The 21,202-nt window shown below is 50.4% G+C and carries 11 protein-coding genes; 7 read left to right on the top strand and 4 right to left on the bottom strand.

All coding sequences use genetic code 11. From position 1 onward, the window contains the following. The first annotated feature begins 87 nt into the window (after nt 1–87). Both RIN69_RS19695 and RIN69_RS19690 read left to right on the top strand, forming a co-directional pair. The gene (locus RIN69_RS19695; RefSeq protein ID WP_313853938.1) at nt 88–6,657 is read left to right on the top strand and encodes a hypothetical protein; all 6,570 of its coding nucleotides are present in this window, start codon (nt 88–90) and stop codon (nt 6,655–6,657) included. Between the two features lie 494 nt (nt 6,658–7,151). Next, a complete protein-coding gene (locus tag RIN69_RS19690) occupies nt 7,152–14,093 on the top strand; it encodes a LysM peptidoglycan-binding domain-containing protein (RefSeq protein ID WP_449361558.1) in 6,942 nt (2,313 codons plus the stop codon). A gap of 94 nt (nt 14,094–14,187) precedes the next feature. Here the strand turns inward: RIN69_RS19690 and RIN69_RS19685 are convergent, their stop codons facing one another. The 3 genes from RIN69_RS19685 to fbp all read right to left on the bottom strand — a co-directional run bounded on the left by RIN69_RS19685 (nt 14,188) and on the right by fbp (nt 16,203). Next, nucleotides 14,188–14,637 (bottom strand): DUF441 domain-containing protein, encoded by a 450-nt coding sequence (locus RIN69_RS19685; protein WP_313853937.1) that lies wholly within the window; start codon nt 14,635–14,637, stop codon nt 14,188–14,190. Nucleotides 14,638–14,734: 97 nt separating this feature from the next. Next, entirely contained in the window at nt 14,735–15,151 is a 417-nt protein-coding gene (locus RIN69_RS19680; protein WP_313853936.1) for a lysozyme inhibitor LprI family protein, read from the bottom strand. A 53-nt stretch (nt 15,152–15,204) separates the two neighbouring features. After that, entirely contained in the window at nt 15,205–16,203 is a 999-nt protein-coding gene (fbp, locus tag RIN69_RS19675; RefSeq protein ID WP_313853935.1) for a class 1 fructose-bisphosphatase, read from the bottom strand. Between the two features lie 168 nt (nt 16,204–16,371). On the opposite strand from fbp, the gene mpl reads away from it, so the two are divergent. Further along, entirely contained in the window at nt 16,372–17,727 is a 1,356-nt protein-coding gene (gene mpl, locus RIN69_RS19670) for a UDP-N-acetylmuramate:L-alanyl-gamma-D-glutamyl-meso-diaminopimelate ligase (protein WP_313853932.1), read from the top strand. A gap of 42 nt (nt 17,728–17,769) precedes the next feature. Here mpl and yjgA read toward each other — a convergent pair whose 3' ends face one another. Then, complete coding sequence (gene yjgA / locus RIN69_RS19665; protein WP_313853931.1) at nt 17,770–18,315, bottom strand: ribosome biogenesis factor YjgA; 546 nt, start codon at nt 18,313–18,315, stop codon at nt 17,770–17,772. A 115-nt stretch (nt 18,316–18,430) separates the two neighbouring features. On the opposite strand from yjgA, the gene pmbA reads away from it, so the two are divergent. The 4 genes from pmbA to RIN69_RS19645 all read left to right on the top strand — a co-directional run bounded on the left by pmbA (nt 18,431) and on the right by RIN69_RS19645 (nt 21,186). Continuing rightward, nucleotides 18,431–19,771 carry a metalloprotease PmbA gene (pmbA, locus tag RIN69_RS19660; RefSeq protein ID WP_313853930.1) on the top strand — a complete coding sequence of 447 codons (1,341 nt, stop codon included), beginning with the start codon at nt 18,431–18,433 and terminating at the stop codon, nt 19,769–19,771. 361 nt (nt 19,772–20,132) lie between these two features. Then, nucleotides 20,133–20,468: a glycine dehydrogenase gene (locus RIN69_RS19655; protein WP_313853929.1), complete on the top strand. Its 336-nt coding sequence runs from the start codon at nt 20,133–20,135 to the stop codon at nt 20,466–20,468. Nucleotides 20,469–20,524: 56 nt separating this feature from the next. Then, nucleotides 20,525–20,887: an SFCGS family glycine-rich protein gene (locus tag RIN69_RS19650; protein ID WP_313853928.1), complete on the top strand. Its 363-nt coding sequence runs from the start codon at nt 20,525–20,527 to the stop codon at nt 20,885–20,887. 2 nt (nt 20,888–20,889) lie between these two features. Continuing rightward, nucleotides 20,890–21,186 (top strand): DUF4312 family protein, encoded by a 297-nt coding sequence (locus RIN69_RS19645; protein WP_313853927.1) that lies wholly within the window; start codon nt 20,890–20,892, stop codon nt 21,184–21,186. Nucleotides 21,187–21,202 lie beyond the last annotated feature (16 nt).

Below are 21,202 nucleotides of genomic sequence, written 5' to 3'. Positions count from 1 at the left end.
TGAAAAAACATGACGCAGTAATAAGAAGAACCTGCTCAAAAGCCAAAGACTGGCCTCAATGATACCGCTAACTTTGCGGGATCATTATTGACCGCTGATGACCGGGATCACCTCATTATGCCTAATCTTTTACAATCTGCGTCGTCCGCTTCTGCCGTGTATATCAGCCGGACCGCAGCCACCGGGGCGAAAAACGGTAATATCCCGTCCGCGGTGGCTGACATTTCCGTCTGCCCGCAGGCCAGACAGCTGCTGGGGCAAGTCGTGATGGATGCCGGGGAGCGCTGGCAGCATGACGGGGGCGTTCCGGCCTTCCTGTCGGACTTGCTGAGAGATAAAACTTTTGCCGGAGATATTAAGGACCTGACCGGCCTGGTGATGGCCGCGAATCAGCCCGGCAGCGCGCCGCCCGCCAGCGTGAAGGACCTGCTGGCGCCGGGCTGCCACGCGGCCCAGTTTCAGCTCGATCAGCTGCGCCAGCTGCTTACGGACAAGCTGGAATACAGCTATCCGATGCTGGACGAGTTCCGCAGTAAGGGGCACAACAGCAAAATTCTGCACCTTGAACTGGACAGCACCCTGCTCCAGTCGCTGAAGGCGCAGTCCCCTGAAGGCAGCGGCAGTGAGGCCGTGACGGAGGTGGCTGAAGCACTGCACAAGGCGATAGCCAGTACGCTGGCGATAACGTCAGCAGACAAGGACGTGCAGGCCGACGTGACCAGCCTTAAAAAGGCGCTGCGCGCCCAGACCGACGCGCTGATGAAGGCCGCCCTGGCTCTGCCGGTGGCCAGCAAGCTGTTAACGCCGGTGGCCGGAAAGGCGCCGGACCCTGACCCGGCGCTGATAAAGGCGGTTGCGGAAGGGCTGCACGACGCGGCGAAGGCGACCGACCAGGCAGAAAAGGCCTTTACTAAGGAGCTGGGCAGGCTGTCGCCGCTTTCCGAAGGGGCATGCGGAGCGATAGCGATCCAGGCCGGGCTGGTCAACAAAAAGCTGAAGCTGATGCGGGAAAGCCTGAAGGCGATGGAGCAGGCGATCCAGCCGGCCAGGTCGCGCATGGGGCAGCTGGCAGAGCTGTCTAAAAAAGCCTTCCGCGCGGTGGAAAAAGCCACTTCGGCCGAAAGTGTTGGAACGCTGCAAAAAGCGATGGGGAACGCCTGGCATAAAAGCCCGGCGTTTTTCCGCGATTTGGTACGCAGCACGGCAAACCAGGGGATGACGCTGCCGGCCGCCATCAGGCACGTCGCAAAACTGACGACCAGCTACATCAACAAGGCTAACCACGCCGTTCAGGACGCCGCGCGCTGGGTCGGGGATGCCCACCTCTCTTTTGAAGCCAGGCTCGAAAAAGGGGCCGGGGATGCGGTCACGCAAAAAATAAACAGCCAGGTGCGGGCGGCCTATCACCCGCTGCTGGTGGCGATGAAAAAGCACCAGAACGCCTCGGAAAAACTGATCGCGGCGACGGAGACGCTGGCAAGGGCGACCCTGGCTTACGACAAGTCGCCGGACGGGGTCTCCGGCTTGATGGATGAAATTACGGAGGGATCGGCCGCCGGGAGCGCACTGGCCGCCGCCGGGCAGCACCTGGCGGGCGGCCTTACGCCCGGCGGCGCGGCAAAGAAGGAAAAAAGTGAAGCACAGCTGAGGGAGCAGGCGCAGCTGATGTTCAACCAGCAGTCGGAGGCGTTGTCCGCCGCCCGCGATGAGGTGGAAGGCTGCTCGGAAGAGCTGCGGGCGGTGCTGAAGGAGACCGCGGAGCGGTATAAACAGCATGACAAGCAGGTGAAGAAGCTCAGGACGTTCAAGGCCGAGATTGACCGGGCCGAGCGGCACTTCCGCGCGGCGGCGGAAAAAATGAAAGGGGCGGTGGGCAACATGGCGAATACCGGCCCCGGCTCAGAGGGCGCCAGCCTGGAGGAGTACAACCGGGGAATAGTGAGCAGCCAGAAGGCCAGTTTGCGTGTGCAGGATTCGGTGCTGGAGCTTGGCCAGGCGGTGCAGAAGGCGACCGGAAAACCGGTGGACGTGTTCTCAAAGGACGCGCGCATCGCCCTGCACCTCGGGCAGTATTTTGCGCAGATGAAGGCGTCAATGCAGGCAGATCCCGGGTTTAAGCCGTGGCTGTTCGACAGGATGGTCGGGGAGGTGGTCAATAAAGAAATACCCGGGCACTTCGGCAAAAAGGATGACCCGGACGGGACGGTGATGCTGGCCAGAGTGATGGCGGCGGTGGTCGCGGCGGGCAATGGCACGCTGCTGACGCCCGCAACGATCGAAGAAGTGATGGCGAAATACCCGACGGCGGGTGAGTACCTGGCGAAGGCGGGCCGCAGCAGCATGGTGGGCAGGCTGGTTTACGCCAGCGTGGACATGACGGTCGAGCGGCTGACGTCCTGCCTGCCGCGCAATCTAATCCCGAACCTGAGCATTCTGAAGGCGGCGCTGCTGCCGCTGACCTTTTATCAGGCGTACAGCAGCCTGCAGCATGCGGTGATGCCGGGGCAGCCGGCGCCGGCCAAAGAGGCGGCGGTGCTGGGGGCAAGCTTCCTCACTCAGCTGACGAAGCAGGTGGCTGACTTTGTGCTGCCGCACATGTGGAAATTTTTAGCGAGCGCGGCCCTGACCGGCTATTCCCTGGCGCGCGACGGTGCGGATAAATTTTCATATAACCTGATGAAAGATCTGGTGGATAACGCCACGTTTGCTGCTGCATCCAGGCCGCTGTCTGAAGGGATAGACATCGTAAAGGCGGCCTACGTTGAGAATAAAATTCAGGGTTTAAAGATGATTGATGAGGCTGTTGCGGTTATGACGTACGCTGCATCTGTTGCTCAAAATCAGAATGCCCTGCAACTAACAGAACTAAATATCGATGGTGATAGGGCAGTTCAAGATAGTAATGTTGATTCGGGGTCGTTACAGGATAACAGCGATAATGTTAAGGTTCGAAAACGGCGTAGTGATGATCATATAAATACCCAGAATGATGATATAGAGTTGGATGCCATTCAGCGAAACTTCTTTGCTGAAAATAGTGTCGATAAAATAAACTATAAAATACGTCAGTACTCCGATGGATTTAATCATCGGGTAGGAGGAATTTTCACACCGGAACTGGCTGCTGGTATATATATGGATGAACTGATTAAGTCAGTTCCTGAGGAGCAGCGTGGTGCTCGTGGAGAACACGGTTTTATTGAAGATCTTGATAGTAAAGTCTATATAAAACTTAATATTAGTCGCGGTGAATTAATTGAGGTCAAGTTATCTGATTTGCTTTTTGGTAAGGTGAGTAACTTACAATATAATATTCTTTGGCATCCTAATGTCTCCCGTGAATTAAGAGATAAGCTGTTTCCAAATGGATATAATGTTACTAAGTATGATAACGTCAGAATTGGCGATTTTAACGGAAAATATCCGGCCGGCGAGGGGCTGAAAGCTAAATATCCGGATGGGAAATATCCCGTCGACCGTTCTCCGCAAGGTAAGCACCCTTACGGTACAATACTTAAATCCAGTAACTCAGTTTCAGGGAATCTACCGGGCAATTTTAAAACTTGGTACTACAATAAAATAACGACTTTCTCACCAGGTACGTTAAATAGAGAAGATTTAGATCTCTATTATGAAACCACTATCAAAGCAACATGTATGGAGATCGTTGATAAAAAAGATCCTGTCCTTGATCGATTTAGGCCACAGCTACGTGAATATATCAATGGTGGCAAAAAACCTGAAATGTTGAAGGTAGCTGGATATACGGTAAGTGATGCCGTTGCCTTTCGTGATGGTAAAGATTATCTGATGATTAACGCATTTGGTGGTCACAGAATCGTGACAATGACAGATGAGGGTGTTGAGTATAAAGAAGCCCTTGACTGGCTTTTTAAACATATGCCGGTAGACGCTCAGCATAGTTATAATTTAGCTAATGATGAGGATGGATTCAGAGCTTTCGTACTCGGTAATAAAAAAGTAGAAACGATAACCATCGATGAGGGTAAAACGGTTGGCTCTATGCTTTCGGAGGCTATATGTAAACGAGCTATAATCGATTTTGATACTCGGGTAACAAGTAATTTTGAAAATACGCTGGATACGGTTATTGATGTTGCATATATAGCGCTTGGTTTCATTGCGGCACTGGCATCTAATGGTGCCGGTAGTGCTACGGCGTCATTCTTGTATTCAATGGCAGCAAATGCCGGGTTGACGGTAGCTAAAGATGTGCTCAAAGCAGTAGCCGCCGACCCGGAGACAGGGGCGAACATTTTAAGTACGACTAAGGCGAATGTTATTGGTTCAATGTATTCAGATGCCTTAATGTTTAGTAAAACGAAATTTTTTGATCTCTTAGAAAAAAAAGGAGTTAATTTTCCCTGGGAGAGTCATATGAATAGTGTTAATCCGGTTAAGGATACGATTGAAAATTATGTTGCTTTCAAAATAGCGAATGACGGTGGATCATCTTCGTTTGAGAGTTTTTATAGTGATATACCAGACGGAAGTGAGGCAGATCTCATACCCGTGCAGATAGATGCATCACCACAGCCGGCTAAAGATACAGTGCAACCGTCAAGTGATATTACGTCAGCCACCTTTATCGATAAAAGAAAAATATTATCTGCTATTACCGGAAATGAAAAAATTAACAGTATTACAGGATCAGCTGTAGGGCAGTTAGAAGGAGGGGATATAAGGCGAGTTGCATCCGCTATGCATAATGCAGGATTTACTGATGTAAGAGTACGGGCTATGCATGTCTGGGATGATAATAAACAATCCGCATCGCAAAATCACTTTGCGTGGGTAGGTAAATTAAATGGCCAGGATTATATTCTGGATTTTGCGAGAAATAAATCAACTGGAACATATGATAAACCAGAAATTTCTAAGCTGAGTGAGTGGACGGAAAAATATAACATTAAGTCTGAACTTCATCGTGTTTTATATACTGATTATCATTTAAGCTCGCCAAATTTTATCATTTTAACTCGTGATGATTTTTATAAAGAATATTTAAGCTGCAATCGCAATGGCAATACTAAGGTTCGCATTGGAGAGACTGAGCTGAAACCAACAGGAAATCCTGCTTTAATGTTTTATGCGGCTATTGAGAGTGGGGATTTCAAAAAGGATCTTCAAACAAAGGAAGTTACTGATCTGCAGAATGAACAGAAAAATAATTCTCTAAAAATCATGCGTATAGTTGCGGATTCTCTTAAAGAAAAAGGCTTCAAAAATATCCAGTACCGCGCTGTGATTAAATTTGATAATAAAGAGGATAAAACTGCGGACGTCAACTATGTTGTTGTTGCTGAAAATCATGGGAAAAAGTATGCTTTCGACCTGGAAGTAAATAAGTTTTTAAAACAATTTAATGATCCCTTAGTGCTTTCTGAGGATGAGTGGGCGGCTAACGTTTCTCAGGAGGCAGATGATGCATATATTATGTACATGGATTTCACAAATGCAACTCGGGCAAAATACGCTTATGATGAAAAAAGATATAATATGAAGAATCACCATGGTCAACTTTTTAAAGGGGAGACTCAGCTGACTAAACCGAAATGGGCTACGGGCTGGCGCTCATCAGAAGGGGCACCTTCACGGGCCGTAACCACAGAGCAATTGAGTAAGAAACTGGATATTCAGGCCAGTAATGGTGAGCTTTTAATAAAAATTGTTAATCACCAGCCTGAGCTGAAAGCAGGAATGAATTCTGATAAAAATGCCGCAAAAAATATCATCGATCCAGTGATTACTGCTCTAAATAAAGAGGGTTTCTGTAATTTTCGTCATCGTATTATTCATATATGGGATGATAGTAAACAGCAGGAAGGGAAACCTCATTTTGTGGTAGTGGCCCAAAAATATGGCAAGGATTACGTATTTGATCTTTCTGCACAGAAGGCTATCCCGACGATGAATGATCCATTGATTCTTTCTAATGATGCCTGGCTGAAAAAATATCAAGGAGAGGGTAAGGATAAACGTATTATATATCATGATATAGCATTAAAGAGTGCTTTGAAGTCTATCAGCAGCATTTCTCTGTTTAAGCGCTTTAGCACGGATAGCTTGATTGCTGGAGAAAAAAAATTGAGTACACCAGCTTGGGTTTCAGAAGTAGATTCGCCTGCTGATGTTTCCCCACAGGAGCCATTACAATCACAAAAAAATGTCAGGCAGCCTGAGGTTTCTCTGACACGTAAATATTTCTTACGGTTAGGTGACCCGGAGATTAATCGGCTGATGGATGCGCCAGCTGATCACTCTCGGGAGTTGATGGTAAAATTAGAAAAGACACTTAAAGAAAAGGGAGTTACAGATATTAAGTATCGTGGAATTTATATCTGGACTGAAGGCGAAAAATATCCGAAGGCTCATTTTGTTTTGACAGGAAAGATAGGAGGGGAAGATAAAATATTTGATCCTGAAGGCGGTAAGTTATTTAATCATCCGGGCGGTTCATACATTATGGACCCGCAGGATTGGTTAAATAAATACCAGAGTATGGATAATGCTCAGCGTATCATCTACCAGGATTACGGCTATCCAGGCTCCGCGGGTTTTCATTTTGCGGAAAATATGTTGCCCAGCGATAAATTAATGCAGAAAGCTAAAAATATTGCCATCAAAACGACATAATATTGATATTAAGCCAAAAAGTAATCGGTTATTTTCTTTATGCCGCTAATAAAATATGAGGCCGGAATCCTGCGGCCTCATTGGTTTAACATTTGATGTTATGAAATTAATGGATTTTCGCATCTTTCAAACAGGTAACAGTCTCAGCATTGATTGCTCCAGCGTGGCTGCGGCTTGCCAAGTCTGCATAGGGGGAGTGTTAATCCCTTATGTAATATCTTTACCCTCCCTGAAAAAACATGACGCAGTAATAAGAAGAACCTGCTCAAAAGCCAAAGACTGGCCTCAATGATACCGCTAACTTTGCGGGATCATTATTGACCGCTGATGACCGGGATCACCTCATTATGCCTAATCTTTTACAATCTGCGTCGTCCGCTTCTGCCGTGTATATCAGCCGGACCGCAGCCACCGGGGCGATAAACGGTAATATCCCGTCCGCGGTGGCTGACATTTCCGTCTGCCCGCAGGCCAGACAGCTGCTGGGGCAAGTCGTGATGGATGCCGGGGAGCGCTGGCAGCATGACGGGGGCGTTCCGGCCTTCCTGTCGGACTTGCTGAGAGATAAAACTTTTGCCAGAGATATTAAGGACCTGACCGGACTGGTGATGGCCGCGAATCAGCCCGGCAGCGCGCCGCCCGCCAGCGTGAAGGACCTGCTGGCGCCGGGCTGCCACGCGGCCCAGTTTCAGCTCGATCAGCTGCGCCAGCTGCTTACGGACAAGCTGGAATACAGCTATCCGATGCTGGACGAGTTCCGCAGTAAGGGGCATAACAGCAAAATTCTGCACCTTGAACTGGACAGCACCCTGCTCCAGTCGCTGAAGGCGCAGTCCCCTGAAGGCAGCGGCAGTGAGGCCGTGACGGAGGTGGCTGAAGCACTGCACAAGGCGATAGCCAGTACGCTGGCGATAACGTCAGCAGACAAGGACGTGCAGGCCGACGTGACCAGCCTTAAAAAGGCGCTGCGCGCCCAGACCGACGCGCTGATGAAGGCCGCCCTGGCTCTGCCGGTGGCCAGCAAGCTGTTAACGCCGGTGGCCGGAAAGGCGCCGGACCCTGACCCGGCGCTGATAAAGGCGGTTGCGGAAGGGCTGCACGACGCGGCGAAGGCGACCGACCAGGCAGAAAAGGCCTTTACTAAGGAGCTGGGCAGGCTGTCGCCGCTTTCCGAAGGGGCATGCGGAGCGATAGCGATCCAGGCCGGGCTGGTTAACAAAAAGCTGAAGCTGATGCGGGAAAGCCTGAAGGCGATGGAGCAGGCGATCCAGCCGGCCAGGTCGCGCATGGGGCAGCTGGCAGAGCTGTCTAAAAAAGCCTTCCGCGCGGTGGAAAAAGCCACTTCGGCCGAAAGTGTTGGAACGCTGCAAAAAGCGATGGGGAACGCCTGGCATAAAAGCCCGGCGTTTTTCCGCGATTTGGTACGCAGCACGGCAAACCAGGGATTGACGCTGCCGGCCGCCATCAGGCACGTCGCAAAACTGACGACCAGCTACATCAACAAGGCTAACCACGCCGTCCAGGACGCCGCGCGCTGGGTCGGGGATGCCCACCTCTCTTTTGAAGCCAGGCTCGAAAAAGGGGCCGGGGATGCGGTCACGCAAAAAATAAACAGCCAGGTGCGGGCGGCCTATCACCCGCTGCTGGTGGCGATGAAAAAGCACCAGAACGCCTCGGAAAAACTGATCGCGGCGACGGAGACGCTGGCAAGGGCGACCCTGGCTTACGACAAGTCGCCGGACGGGGTCTCCGGCTTGATGGATGAAATTACGGAGGGATCGGCCGCCGGGAGCGCACTGGCCGCCGCCGGGCAGCACCTGGCGGGCGGCCTTACGCCCGGCGGCGCGGCAAAGAAGGAAAAAAGTGAAGCACAGCTGAGGGAGCAGGCGCAGCTGATGTTCAACCAGCAGTCGGAGGCGTTGTCCGCCGCCCGCGATGAGGTGGAAGGCTGCTCGGAAGAGCTGCGGGCGGTGCTGAAGGAGACCGCGGAGCGGTATAAACAGCATGACAAGCAGGTGAAGAAGCTCAGGACGTTCAAGGCCGAGATTGACCGGGCCGAGCGGCACTTCCGCGCGGCGGCGGAAAAAATGAAAGGGGCGGTGGGCAACATGGCGAATACCGGCCCCGGCTCAGAGGGCGCCGGCCTGGAGGAGTACAACCAGGGAATAGTGAGCAGCCAGAAGGCCAGTTTGCGTGCGCAGGATTCGGTACTGGAGCTTGGCCAGGCGGTGCAGAAGGCGACCGGAAAACCGGTGGACGTGTTCTCAAAGGACGCGCGCATCGCCCTGCACCTCGGGCAGTATTTTGCGCAGATGAAGGCGTCAATGCAGGCAGATCCCGGGTTTAAGCCGTGGCTGTTCGACAGGATGGTCGCGGAGGTGGTCAATAAAGAAATACCCGGGCACTTCGGCAAAAAGGATGACCCGGACGGGACGGCGATGCTGGCCAGAGTGATGGCGGCGGTGGTCGCCGCGGGCAATGGCACGCTGCTGACGCCCGAAACGATCGAAGAAGTGATGTCGAAATACCCGACGGCGGGTGAGTACCTGGCGAAGGCGGGCCGCAGCAGCATGGTGGGCAGGCTGGTTTGCGCCAGCGTGGACATGACGGTCGAGCGGCTGACGTCCTGCCTGCCGCGCAATCTAATCCCGAACCTGAGCATTCTGAAGGCGGCGCTGCTGCCGCTGACCTTTTATCAGGCGTACAGCAGCCTGCAGCATGCGGTGATGCCGGGGCAGCCGGCGCCGGCCAAAGAGGCGGCGGTGCTGGGAGTAAGCTTCCTCACTCAGCTGACGAAGCAGGTGGCTGACTTTGTGCTGCCGCACATGTGGAAATTTTTAGCGAGCGCGGCCCTGACCGGTTATTCCCTGGCGCGCGACGGTGCGGATAAATTTTCGTATAACCTGATGAAAGATCTGGTGGAAAGCGCCACGTCTTCCATCGCGTCCATGCCGCTGTCTGAAGGGGTAGACATCGTAAAGGCGGCCTACGTTGAAAACAAAACGAATAATTTAAAGATGGCGGCAGCGGGTGAAGCCGTTGCTGCGGCTGTTGGAGAGATTGTGGCTGCTAAGGCATCTGCTCAACAGCAAACTGACAGGGAGCTACAGGAGTTAAAATCTTATCTGAAAGAAAAAGGAGTAAGTGACCAGGAGTCAGATGATCTGGTCAGGCAGATAAAAGAAGGAGCACCGAGCGAAGATACCGCTAAGTTGAGAAATAAGCGGGCAGCGGGTATGAGTATTCTGACGCCTTTAGAGCGACAAAAATTATTAAATGCATATGGTAAAGGGAGCCCTAAAGGGGTCAATATTGTTACACCTTTTGAGTTGCAACAAACAGTTAATGAAAAACAAAAAGTAACGAAGGAACTTAATTATTTAAGATCGCAGAAACTTTCATTGGAAAATAGTATTAAAATAGAAAGTAATAGCCAGTCTCAGGGGAGTGAAACTAACGTTGCTGAGTTGCAAAAAGAACTAAAATCTATAACCGAAAATATTAGCCAAAAAGAAAACGAAGATAGTAGTCTGAAAGAAAAAGTTAAGTCTATGCAGGAGAGACTTGATCAGTCGGCTGAGGTGCGTAGACGCTGGGATCCTAAATATCTTGAGATTATAGCGCAAAATCATCTTAATAAGTTTAAAGATGGCGCTGTTATCAGAATGTCAGGAGAGTTACATCCTGAAACATTTATTAAAAATTATATCAGTGGGATTATTAATAAATTTCCGAAGGAGCAACGTGGAGGTCTTGACTCTCCTGACAGCAAAATAAATTTGCGTGGTATAGGAAGTAATACCAGTGGAGGAAGCCGTGAGATTACGCTGAAGGAACTCGCCATGGGGAAGGTGAGTACCATAGATTGGGATATTAAATGGGATAAGAATGTTTCAATGGATTTGAGGGAGGCGCTCAATCCTGGTGGATCTAATACCGTACCTGATGGTAGCGGAAGTAATCTTGGAACAAACTGGTATATATCAAAGAAGGTCCGGCCAGAAAGTCTGACGCAACAAATAGTTAAAGCCTTTGAAAAAAACCTGGAGACTCTCAGCAAGGATGAGGACAAAACAGCGGCGCTGGTGACATTTTACGATACTTCGTTTAAAAGTGCCGCGATAAATTTAGCTAAAAAGCCTGAGTTAAGTGAGTTCAGAGGGCAGCTTGATGCTATTCAGTCTGGCAAGGATGTCGGTGAACATGTGCTTTTTTACGGTTATGTACTGACAGAAGTCGTTGCAGTGCGTGTCGGTGATAACATTCTTGCATGGGATGCTTCAGGTTCACATACTGTTATCAATAATACTGAGTTTGGTATTGAAAATAAACAAACGCAAAAATGGATTGTAGATCATCTGGATGCCAATGCTCAGTATAAATATAAAACCGATGAAAGCAGAAAGAAAGCCTTCGCGTTTTACGATTCCAGCACCGCGACCAATCAGCGGTTAATGCATCAACCCAATTTTAAGTCACCAATAACCACAAGTAAGGAAGATACCCTTGGTAAGGATGCGTTAAGAGTCGTAATGCATCGTGCAAAAGATGATATTAACAGTATGGTTAAGACATCGGGTGAACATTTACTCGACAGAATGATTGACCTTGGTTTTATGTTCCTTGGGAGTGGAATGGCAATTACTGTGGGTGGTATGGGTGGTGCCATGGCTGCAAATGGAATGTATGTGATGCTTTGCCAGATAGCGGCATCTGCCGGATTATCAGTTACTAAAGATATGCTAAAGGTGGCGCTGGCCGATGACGAGGAGAGCAGGGCAGCAGTTCTGGCCGCTGTTGAGGAAAATGTGCTGAATACTCTTCTTGTCGATGGCGGCTTAACACTCGGCATACCACTGGCTAAATCCATGTTTCCGAGTTTGAAACTTCCATGGAAAGCAGAATTTAAAGACGTCAATGTGATGAAGGAAGCCATGTTTGGTGTTGCTGGAGATTCGATTGGTGCACGCGTAGGTCATTTGACATCTGGAGTGGTTGGCATGATCGCGTCAGCTGAGGTAAGCGGCGATTCCAGTGAGAAGCAGCCGGAAAAAGCGGAAGCAGTAACCCAACCAGTAATATCACAGCAAGCTTCCCTGCCACCCTTGAGTCAGACTAATGGGGTTTCGGCGCAATTCTATGAAGTGAAAGAAGGCGATAACATCTATGCTATGAGTGTGCATCTTGGCATTCATCCGTCGAATTTTGATCTCATCGTTAAAGCTAACAGTTACACTCTTAATAGCGTCTTTGACATCGCCCCAGGGCAAATTCTGATCATTCCGGACAGCGCTATTCGTCCACAAGACAGAATCCATACTACGGTGCAAGGTGATACTCTCGAGAATCTTTCCTACCAGTATTACGGCAATTACAACGACTGGAATCTGATCATACTTGCCAGCATTGATAAAGGCTTACCTGCCGATCTACGCAATCTGCCACCAGGTGGAGAATTATCGATGCCAGGCAGCCTTTTTAATGGAACATATACCGTACCTGACTTTACGCATGAGGTTAAACCAGGCCAGACTCTGGAAGAGCTCGGCGGTTTGTATTACGACAGTAATGTTGGAGCTAATAAGTTACGCGAGTTGAATCCAGGTGTTGGTGATATCCCTCCCGCTGGCACGGTATTAAAAGTTTCAAAGTACACTTGTCCTGAATTTTACAAGGAACTGCCTTTAAATCTTAATAAAGGCCTGGTGCAGGGACACGCCGAAAATTCTCAGAGAGTTTCCGGCCGGTCTGCTATGGGGGTAAGTGAGCAGGCGACGAATGATCATAATCTGGCGGCAGGACGCAGTAATCCTGCTGCCTATCAAGTTCAGGCTAAAGGCCAGAGATATATCGTTCAGCCGGGGGATAGCTTCCATGCTATCGCCAGCGCTTTTGGCATCAGACCGGCTCAGTATGCGCAGTTTATTGCGGCCAATGAATATGCATTACAATCGGTTAAAAACATTAAGGTTGGGGGAGAGCTATTTATCCCGGATAATGTTCGTTATACCAATATTCACCAGTCTGGTGAGAATAACCCGGTTCCTAAAACCAGAACTGGCGGGCTACAGAGTCTCGATGATGTCAGGCCTGTTCAAAAGAAGTCATTTTCTCCGAATCATCTGCTGAATGGTCAAAGTTATCGGGTAGAGCGAGGTGATACTCTTGAGAGCATTGCCAGAGAGTTCAACGTTCCAGCTACAAAGATTGGGCTGTTGGCTCAGGCCAACCAGCAGATATTGTTACCGGGTAATAATCTTGCACCGGGTACCATCATCATTCCTGAAGAGGCACGCAGAGATAACCCTATTAAACCAGAAACAAAACTCCGAATTTATACCACCAAGCCGGGTGATAGTATTGAAACGATCTCCTATCGATTTTATGGAAATCATGATAATCGGCAGAAAATAGCGGATGTTAATCCTGGGGTGACTATCAATCCAGAGCCTGGCCGTCGGATAATCCTTCCGGACAGTAGGTTTGATGGAAATTATAATTCGGACACCATAGTCCATAGAGTTAAAGCGGGTGAAAACGTGCAACAGCTTGCCCAGCGCTATTACGGTAGCTCTGTCGGCATAACCCATATAATGATAAATAATCCTGACATTAATATTTTCTCTGAACTTAAAGAAGAAACTGTCCTGAATATGGTTAATATCGTTGAGCCTCAATATTCCGATAAGATTGAGCAAAGTGGTTTGGCAAAGCAGAGTCACCAGGTTTCAGAGAGCAAGCCCGCTGTGCAGCAGGGGGTTAAACGTGCAGACCAGAGTCTGCAGAATGGCGATGCGAGCAGTTCGGTTGAGTCAAAAACAAATAATCTTCAACTTAACCGTAAACATATTGTTCTTAAAGGGGAGAATATTGAGTCTGTCGCTCAACTTTATGCTATTCCGTACACAAAAATTGGTCTGTTGATTCAGGAAAACCAGCAACATTTACTTCCTGGTAATGCCCTCAAGCAAGGGGCAAGCATCTCGATTCCCGGAGAGGCCCGTGGAGATAAACATGCTATTAAACCAGAGATAAGAGAACGGGAGCATACTGTTAAGCCAGGCGAGTCTTACGCTGCGATTTCCTACAAGTTTTACGGAAATTATGATCATCAGAATCACATCTTGTTATCTAATGCTGATGAACTTACAAGCAACGATTATCCACAGCCCGGTGTTACGATAAAACTTCCGGAAAGCCGATTTAATGGAAACTATGCTGCAGATGCTCTGATTCATAATGTCAAAGAAGGTGACAATATTCATGCTCTTTCCGTGCGCTATTACGGCAGGTTGATTGACGGCATAGATATTATTGAGAAGAATAATCCCACTATTGATTTTACCGTACCACTCAAGGAAGGCACTTTCCTGAATATGCCGGGTGTTGTTGATCCGAAATTTATAAATGATCCGACAGGAGACAGCCGTAATTAATGGCGGTGGTTTGCGACTACAGAAGGTTGCAGGTGCGTGGGCTTAACGACTTCCTGCAACCCAAACGATCAGGGGAGATGTCAGGCTGTGCTGTTTACTTATTCAGTACAAACAACGAGACGATGCCGGCGGCAATTAATGGCCCGACCGGCACGCCGCGAAATAGCGCCACGCCAATAATGGTGCCAATCAATAAGCCACCGACGATGGTTGGCTGGGCACTCATCAGCGAGACGCCACGACCACCGAGCCAGGAGACAAAAATCCCGACGGCAATTGCCAGCAGCGATTTCCAGTCGAGAAAGGATTTGATCAGGGTACTGGAGGGCAATGACCCACTGGCCAGCGGAGCCATTACTGCGATGGTGAGAATGATAATCCCTAAGGTAATACCTTGTTTTTCGACATAGGGAAAAAACTGCGCCAGCGGGGTGATTTTGATCACCAGCAGCACCAGAATTGAGATGGTAACGGCGGTGTTATGAATAAATAAACTCAGCGCGCCGAGCAGAACCAGAATGATTAACGAAGAGTACGCGGCCATTTACTGCTCCAGTAGAAAGAAAAAAGGACGGTTTGAGATTGCCGTCCTCTTTACCTTATCACCGCATATTCAGCAGTATAAGCCTTATTATTGACAATTACTGACAATCGTCCGGATTGGCACAGGCTCCCTGCCTGAGTGATTTCAGCATCAGAGCCTGATTTTTTACCAGCTCAACGCCTTGCACACCCAGAGAAATTCCGGCCATCGTACCTTGCTGTTTCAGATACCAGGCTTTTGACGCTTCCATCCAGCTGTCGCGATATTTCAGCCAGTTACGCTGCGCATCCCGCAGTTTGGCTTTCTGCGCGTCATCAAGTTTAGCCATTACCGCCTGGTATTGATTGTTCATTTCCTTGTCCCAGGCGTGGTTTGCGGCGTCGTAGCATTGCGACATACCGACCGTTGAAGAGTTGCTGTTCAGGCAACTCTCCAGTTCGCGATCAATAGTGTTATCCGCCGCCAGCGCACCGAGTGGCAGCAATAAACCGATCGTCAGTAACACTGTCTTCATATTTTATCCAGGTAAGGTAAGGGCAGAGGAATCTGCCCTTAATCAGGAAGCGATTACTCGTCCGGATACTCACGCATAAAGCGTTCAGTATCGTCTACCATCGCGTCATTGCCGACAAAGAACGGGCTGCGCTGATGCAGCGTTTCCGGTTGCAGGTCGAGAATGCGGTTTTTACCGTCGCTGGCTTTACCACCTGCCTGCTCCGCGAGGAATGCCATCGGGTTGCACTCATACAACAGGCGCAGCTTGCCTTTCGGGTGGCTGGCGGTGCTTGGGTAAAGATAAATTCCGCCTTTCAGCAGGTTACGGTGGAAGTCTGCCACCAGCGAGCCGATATAGCGCGAGGTATAAGGGCGGTTGGTGGTTTTATCTTCTTCCTGGCAGAATTTCAGATACTTTTTCACGCCCTGCGGGAAGCGGATATAGTTCCCTTCGTTGATTGAGTAGGTGTAACCCTGCTCCGGGAACATCATGCGTTCCTGACTGAGGCAGAACACCCCCAGCGACGGATCGTAGGTGAAGGCATGAACGCCTTTACCGGTGGTATAAACCAGCATGGTTGAAGAGCCATAGACCACGTAACCGGCCGCAACCTGCTGATTGCCCGGCTGAAGGAAATCTTCTTCAGTAACCGGTGTGCCTGGAGGGGTAATACGACGATAGATTGAGAAAATGGTCCCGACAGAGACGTTAACGTCAATGTTGGAAGAGCCATCCAGTGGGTCCATCAGCACCACATATTTACCGTTCTCGACCCCTTCAAAGATAACGATTTCGTCTTCTTCTTCGGAGGCAATACCGGCAACAATTCCACGTGCCTTCAACGCTGCTTTAAGTTTTTCATTAGCAAACAGGTCGAGCTTCATCTGCTGCTCGCCCTGAATATTTTCAGCGCCGCTGGCACCGAGAATATCAACCAGTCCGGCTTTGTTGATATCGCGGTGGATAATTTTCGCACCCAGTTTGATGGCGGAAATCAGTGCCGTCAGTTCACCTGTGGCGTGAGGAAAGTCATGTTGCTTCTCGACGATAAATTCGCCTAACGTTTTCATAACACAATCCCTGAATCTGCGGTTGAGTGGCAGCATGTTTTACATGCCGCCAACGTATGCGTACGCAGTTTAGCCGATTGAACCGCAAAGACCATAGTCCAAATCCGTTTATTCCGCCGTAAGTCAGGGTTAAACTGTGCGTCGAACATTTAAAGTAATGGACCATTTATGCGTATTCATATTCTCGGTATCTGCGGCACCTTCATGGGCGGCCTGGCTATGCTGGCGCGCGCGCTGGGGCATGAAGTGACAGGCTCTGATGCCAACGTCTATCCACCGATGAGCACATTGCTTGAAAAGCAAGGCATTGATTTAATTCAGGGTTATGATGCAAGTCAGCTTGATCCGGCTCCGGACCTGGTGATTATCGGCAATGCGATGACGCGCGGCAATGCCTGCGTTGAAGCGGTGCTGGAACGCAATATTCCTTACCTGTCAGGCCCGCAATGGCTGCACGATTTCGTGTTGCGCGATCGCTGGGTGATTGCGGTCGCTGGTACCCACGGTAAAACTACCACTGCCGGCATGGCAGCGTGGATTTTACAGGCCTGCGGCCTTGAACCGGGGTTTGTGATTGGCGGCGTTCCGGGAAATTTCGAGGTATCGGCAAATTTAGGAAAAAGCCCATTCTTTGTGATTGAAGCCGATGAGTATGACTCTGCCTTCTTCGACAAACGTTCAAAATTTGTCCATTACTGCCCGCGCACGCTGATTCTGAATAACCTGGAGTTCGATCACGCGGATATCTTTGACGATCTGCGTGCCATTCAGAAACAATTCCATCATCTGATCCGTATTGTGCCCGGGCAGGGCAAAATTATTCTGCCAGAGCACGATGCCCATCTTAAGCAGGTGATGGCGATGGGCTGCTGGAGTGAGCAGGAGCACGTGGGTGACGGCGGAAAATGGCAGGCGAAGAAGCTGTCGCCGGATGCTTCCCACTGGGAAGTCCTGCTGGATGGCGAGCGGGTTGCTGAGGTGAACTGGTCGTTGGTTGGCGAACACAATATGCATAACGGCATGATGGCGATTGCTGCTGCGCGTCACGTTGGCATCAAGCCGGAAGATGCTGGCCGGGCGCTGAATGACTTTATCAATGCGCGTCGTCGTCTTGAGCTGCGCGGTGAAAGCAATGGCATCAAAGTCTATGACGATTTTGCCCATCATCCAACGGCGATTCTCGCTACGCTGGCCGCCATGCGCGGCAAAGTCGGCGGCACGGCACGCATTCTGGCGGTGCTGGAGCCGCGCTCCAATACCATGAAAATGGGTATCAGTAAGGACGATCTGGCACCGGCTTTAGCGCGCGCCGATGAAGTGTTCCTGCTGCAACCGCACCATATTCCGTGGCAGGTTTCAGAAGTCGCTGACGCCTGTATGCAGCCTGCGCACTGGAGTGCCGAGGTGGATACGCTGGTGGAAATGGTGGCAAAAGTGGCGCAACCGGGTGATACGGTGCTGGTGATGAGTAACGGTGGATTTGGTGGCATTCACCAGAAGCTGTTGGATCGTTTACAGAAATAATGCAGGGGCGGCGTTTTCGCCGCCCCACACCACGATAAGCGTTTATATCGCTTCTGCCAGCTCACGCAGATACTGGAAGATTTGACGATAAGCCTTCGGTGGCTTATTGCCCGCTTTCTCTTTTTGCGCATTACGGATCATCGCGCGCAACTGCTGGCGATCGGCGTGCGGATAGAGATTCAGCACTTCCGGGATCACATCATCACCCTGCTCGACCAGACGGTCGCGCAGGACTTCAAGTTTGTGGAACAGCGCAACCTGCTGGTTATGGCGGTTCTTCAGCTTATCCAGCGCCTGGCGAATCGGATCTTCATCACGTGAACGCAGCATTTTACCAATCAGCTGCAGCTGACGGCGGCGTCCTTCTTTCTTGATCTTTTGTGCCAGCTCAATGGCGGCGCGCAGATCTTCATCCAGCGGGATTTTATCCAGCGAGTTTTTACCGAGTTCAACTAACTCAGCGCCAAGGCGTTTTAACTCTTCCGCGTCGCGCTTAATTTCACTTTTACTGACCCAGATAATCTCATCATCTTCTTCTTCCTGATTATCCGGTACATCATCGAGCCAGTCTTCGGGCTGCTTGGTCATTGTTAGGCTCCTGAGAAAGAGGCTAATGCTATCAGGTTACGCGGCTACTGCGAAATTGTTCTCTGAGTCTGTTAGACTCAAACCCATCCCCATTCATTGATTATATGGCAGGCCGATGAAAGTAATCTCCCAAGTCGCAGAGCAGCGTAAAACGCTGGAGCAGGCGGTCGCACAAGCGCTCGAGCTGGCCAAAGCCAGCACGGACGGAGCAGAAGTCGCCGTTAGCAAGACCACCGGTATCAGTGTCAGCACGCGTTACGGTGAAGTTGAAAATGTTGAATTTAACAGTGATGGCGCGCTTGGCATCACCGTTTACCACCAAAACCGCAAAGGCAGTGCTTCCTCCACTGATCTTAGCCCGGATGCGATTAAACGCACGGTTCAGGCGGCGATTGATATTGCGCGCTACACTTCTCCCGATCCTTACGCGGGTGTGGCCGACCGCGATCTGCTGGCGTTCGACGCGCCGGATCTGGATCTTTATCACCCGGCAGAGATCGATGCCGATCAGGCAATTGAGCTGGCGGCGCGTGCGGAACAGGCCTCGCTGAAAGCGGATAAACGCATTACCAATACCGAAGGCGGCAGTTTTAACAGCCACGTCGGCATTAAGGTATTTGGCAACAGCCACGGTATGTTGCAGGGCTACTGCTCCAGCCGACATTCTCTCTCCAGCTGTGTGATTGCCGAACACAACGGCGATATGGAGCGCGATTACGCTTATTCGATTGGCCGCGCGATGGGCGATCTGCAATCGCCGGAGTGGGTCGGTGAAGAGTGCGCACGCCGCACGCTGTCTCGCCTGTCACCGCGTAAATTGTCGACGATGAAAGCACCGGTTATTTTTGCCGCCGAAGTGGCGACCGGCCTGTTTGGTCATCTGGTAGGTGCCATCAGTGGCAGTAGCGTTTACCGCAAATCAACCTTCTTACTCGACTCGCTGGGCCAGCAGATTTTACCGCAATGGCTGACGATTGAAGAGCAGCCACACCTGCTGAAAGGCCTGGCATCGACGCCGTTCGACAGCGAAGGGGTGCGTACCCAACAGCGTGACATTATCAAGGACGGCGTGCTGCAAAACTGGCTGCTGACCAGCTACGCGGCACGCAAGCTTGGCCTGCAAAGCACCGGTCACGCTGGTGGCATTCATAACTGGCGTATTGCCGGCCAGGGTTCCAGCTTTGATGATCTGCTAAAGCAAATGGGCACCGGGCTGGTGGTCACTGAGCTGATGGGCCAGGGAGTCAGTGGGATTACCGGTGACTATTCGCGCGGTGCCGCCGGTTTCTGGGTGGAGAATGGCGAAATTCAGTATCCGGTCAGCGAGATTACTATTGCCGGTAATCTGAAGGATATGTGGCGCGATATCGTCACCGTCGGCAGCGATATTGAGACCCGCAGCAATATTCAGTGTGGTTCAGTGTTACTGCCGGAAATGAAAATCGCCGGGCAGTAAAAAACTCTTTATAACTGAATAATAATGACAGGCGGCGCCATTCGGGGCCGCTTTTTTTATGCCATAACCCTTTCTTATATTTTACTCGCTGATTTTATTTATCTTTTTTTTTCTCTGCCGCTTTCTGCACACTTCGCCGCTAACAGGCTGATAAATGTGATTTAGCTCCCAATTATTCGGCTGTATTTGCATGAAATAACGTTTTTGCGAACTGACTCGCTTATTCCGGCACGATTTCCGTTTCGAAACGGAAAAAGTCGGTCTACACAGAGTCGTGCCGCAGCGGTAATTTATTTGCAACGCGAATTATCAACACTGAGCTGTTGTGGCAAATAGGGGTGTAAAGGTGAAAAACGCAGCGATGGCGGACAATTCTGCCACCAGCACGGAAGCGATCCAGGCGCTGGCTGACAGAGTAATGGGGCAAATTAATGACGTGTTTGTCGCCAGGGCGATTCATCCTAATGCGGTACAGCAGCAGATGCTGGCCTCCCATGTTCGGGCGATGGCACTGCGTTCACTCAGCGGTGAACCACTGCCTGAGGTAGAACAGGATCTGTTTGAGGATATCTCAGAGCAGTCAATGCAGCTGGCGCAGCAGATCGTCGATCTGTTCGGCAATCTGCCAAAAGAAGAAGCCTGGCTGCTGTCCGTCCACTTCGAAGTGGCCAAAGAGAACAATGCCATCCAGGGGTAGCGTTATCACCGTCTCTATCAAAATATTATCTGAATCAAAATGTTAAGGAACTCAAGATGACACAAGTAACCGTAGTGATTGGCGATCGTTTAGGTAAAGGTCAGAAAGTTGCCGCCGGCGTAGAAAAAGCCGGTGGTCGTGCGGTGGTGGTGCCGGGCGTGGCGGCAGATATGAAGCTGGGTGACGTGATGAAGGCTGAAAACGCCACCTTCGGTATTTCATTCTGCGGCAGCGGCGGTGCAGGCGCGATCACCGCTCAGAATAAATATGGCTACAAAGCGAAGCACGGGATGCGTTCAGTCGATGAAGGTGTGACCGCGATTAACGAAGGCTGCACCGTGCTGGGCTTTGGTTTTATGGATAAAGAAGAGCTGGGTGAACGTTTGGTGCAGGCCTGGAACAAAAAACACGGCGGCTAACGATGAAAGAACAATTCACCACCACGGTGACGGTAAGCGGCAAGGGCGATGCTAAAGGTAAAGCCTTTGCCGATGCGCTCAGCCGGGTGCAGAGCACGGTACTGCGTTCTACCGATAAAATTCTGTTGCGCATCGAGCCACAGGACGTGCGGGTGATTCGGGCGCGGGAGAGCGTCAGAAAAGAGAAATTCCTGTTCTTCTTTCTGGCGCGCGAGCGACGGAGCTACAGCGTAGAGCTGGAGATTACCGTCAACGTAACGGTGATTGATACCGATAAGGTGCAGTTCGACACGAACTAAAAACGTTGGGCGATAA

This window comes from Winslowiella toletana, assembly GCF_032164335.1.
GTDB lineage: Bacteria > Pseudomonadota > Gammaproteobacteria > Enterobacterales > Enterobacteriaceae > Erwinia > Erwinia toletana_A.
The sequence above is the reverse complement of the archived record's forward strand: the minus strand, read 5'-3'. Positions and strand labels throughout refer to the sequence as shown.

What these genes read in the sequence shown, in the direction of transcription:
- RIN69_RS19685 (WP_313853937.1), bottom strand. Translation starts at nt 14,637, where the DNA reads ATGGCCGCGTACTCTTCGTTAATCATTCTGGTTCTGCTCGGCGCGCTG.
- RIN69_RS19680 (WP_313853936.1), bottom strand. Translation starts at nt 15,151, where the DNA reads ATGAAGACAGTGTTACTGACGATCGGTTTATTGCTGCCACTCGGTGCG.
- fbp (WP_313853935.1), bottom strand. Translation starts at nt 16,203, where the DNA reads ATGAAAACGTTAGGCGAATTTATCGTCGAGAAGCAACATGACTTTCCT.
- mpl (WP_313853932.1), top strand. Translation starts at nt 16,372, where the DNA reads ATGCGTATTCATATTCTCGGTATCTGCGGCACCTTCATGGGCGGCCTG.
- yjgA (WP_313853931.1), bottom strand. Translation starts at nt 18,315, where the DNA reads ATGACCAAGCAGCCCGAAGACTGGCTCGATGATGTACCGGATAATCAG.
- pmbA (WP_313853930.1), top strand. Translation starts at nt 18,431, where the DNA reads ATGAAAGTAATCTCCCAAGTCGCAGAGCAGCGTAAAACGCTGGAGCAG.
- RIN69_RS19655 (WP_313853929.1), top strand. Translation starts at nt 20,133, where the DNA reads ATGGCGGACAATTCTGCCACCAGCACGGAAGCGATCCAGGCGCTGGCT.
- RIN69_RS19650 (WP_313853928.1), top strand. Translation starts at nt 20,525, where the DNA reads ATGACACAAGTAACCGTAGTGATTGGCGATCGTTTAGGTAAAGGTCAG.
- RIN69_RS19645 (WP_313853927.1), top strand. Translation starts at nt 20,890, where the DNA reads ATGAAAGAACAATTCACCACCACGGTGACGGTAAGCGGCAAGGGCGAT.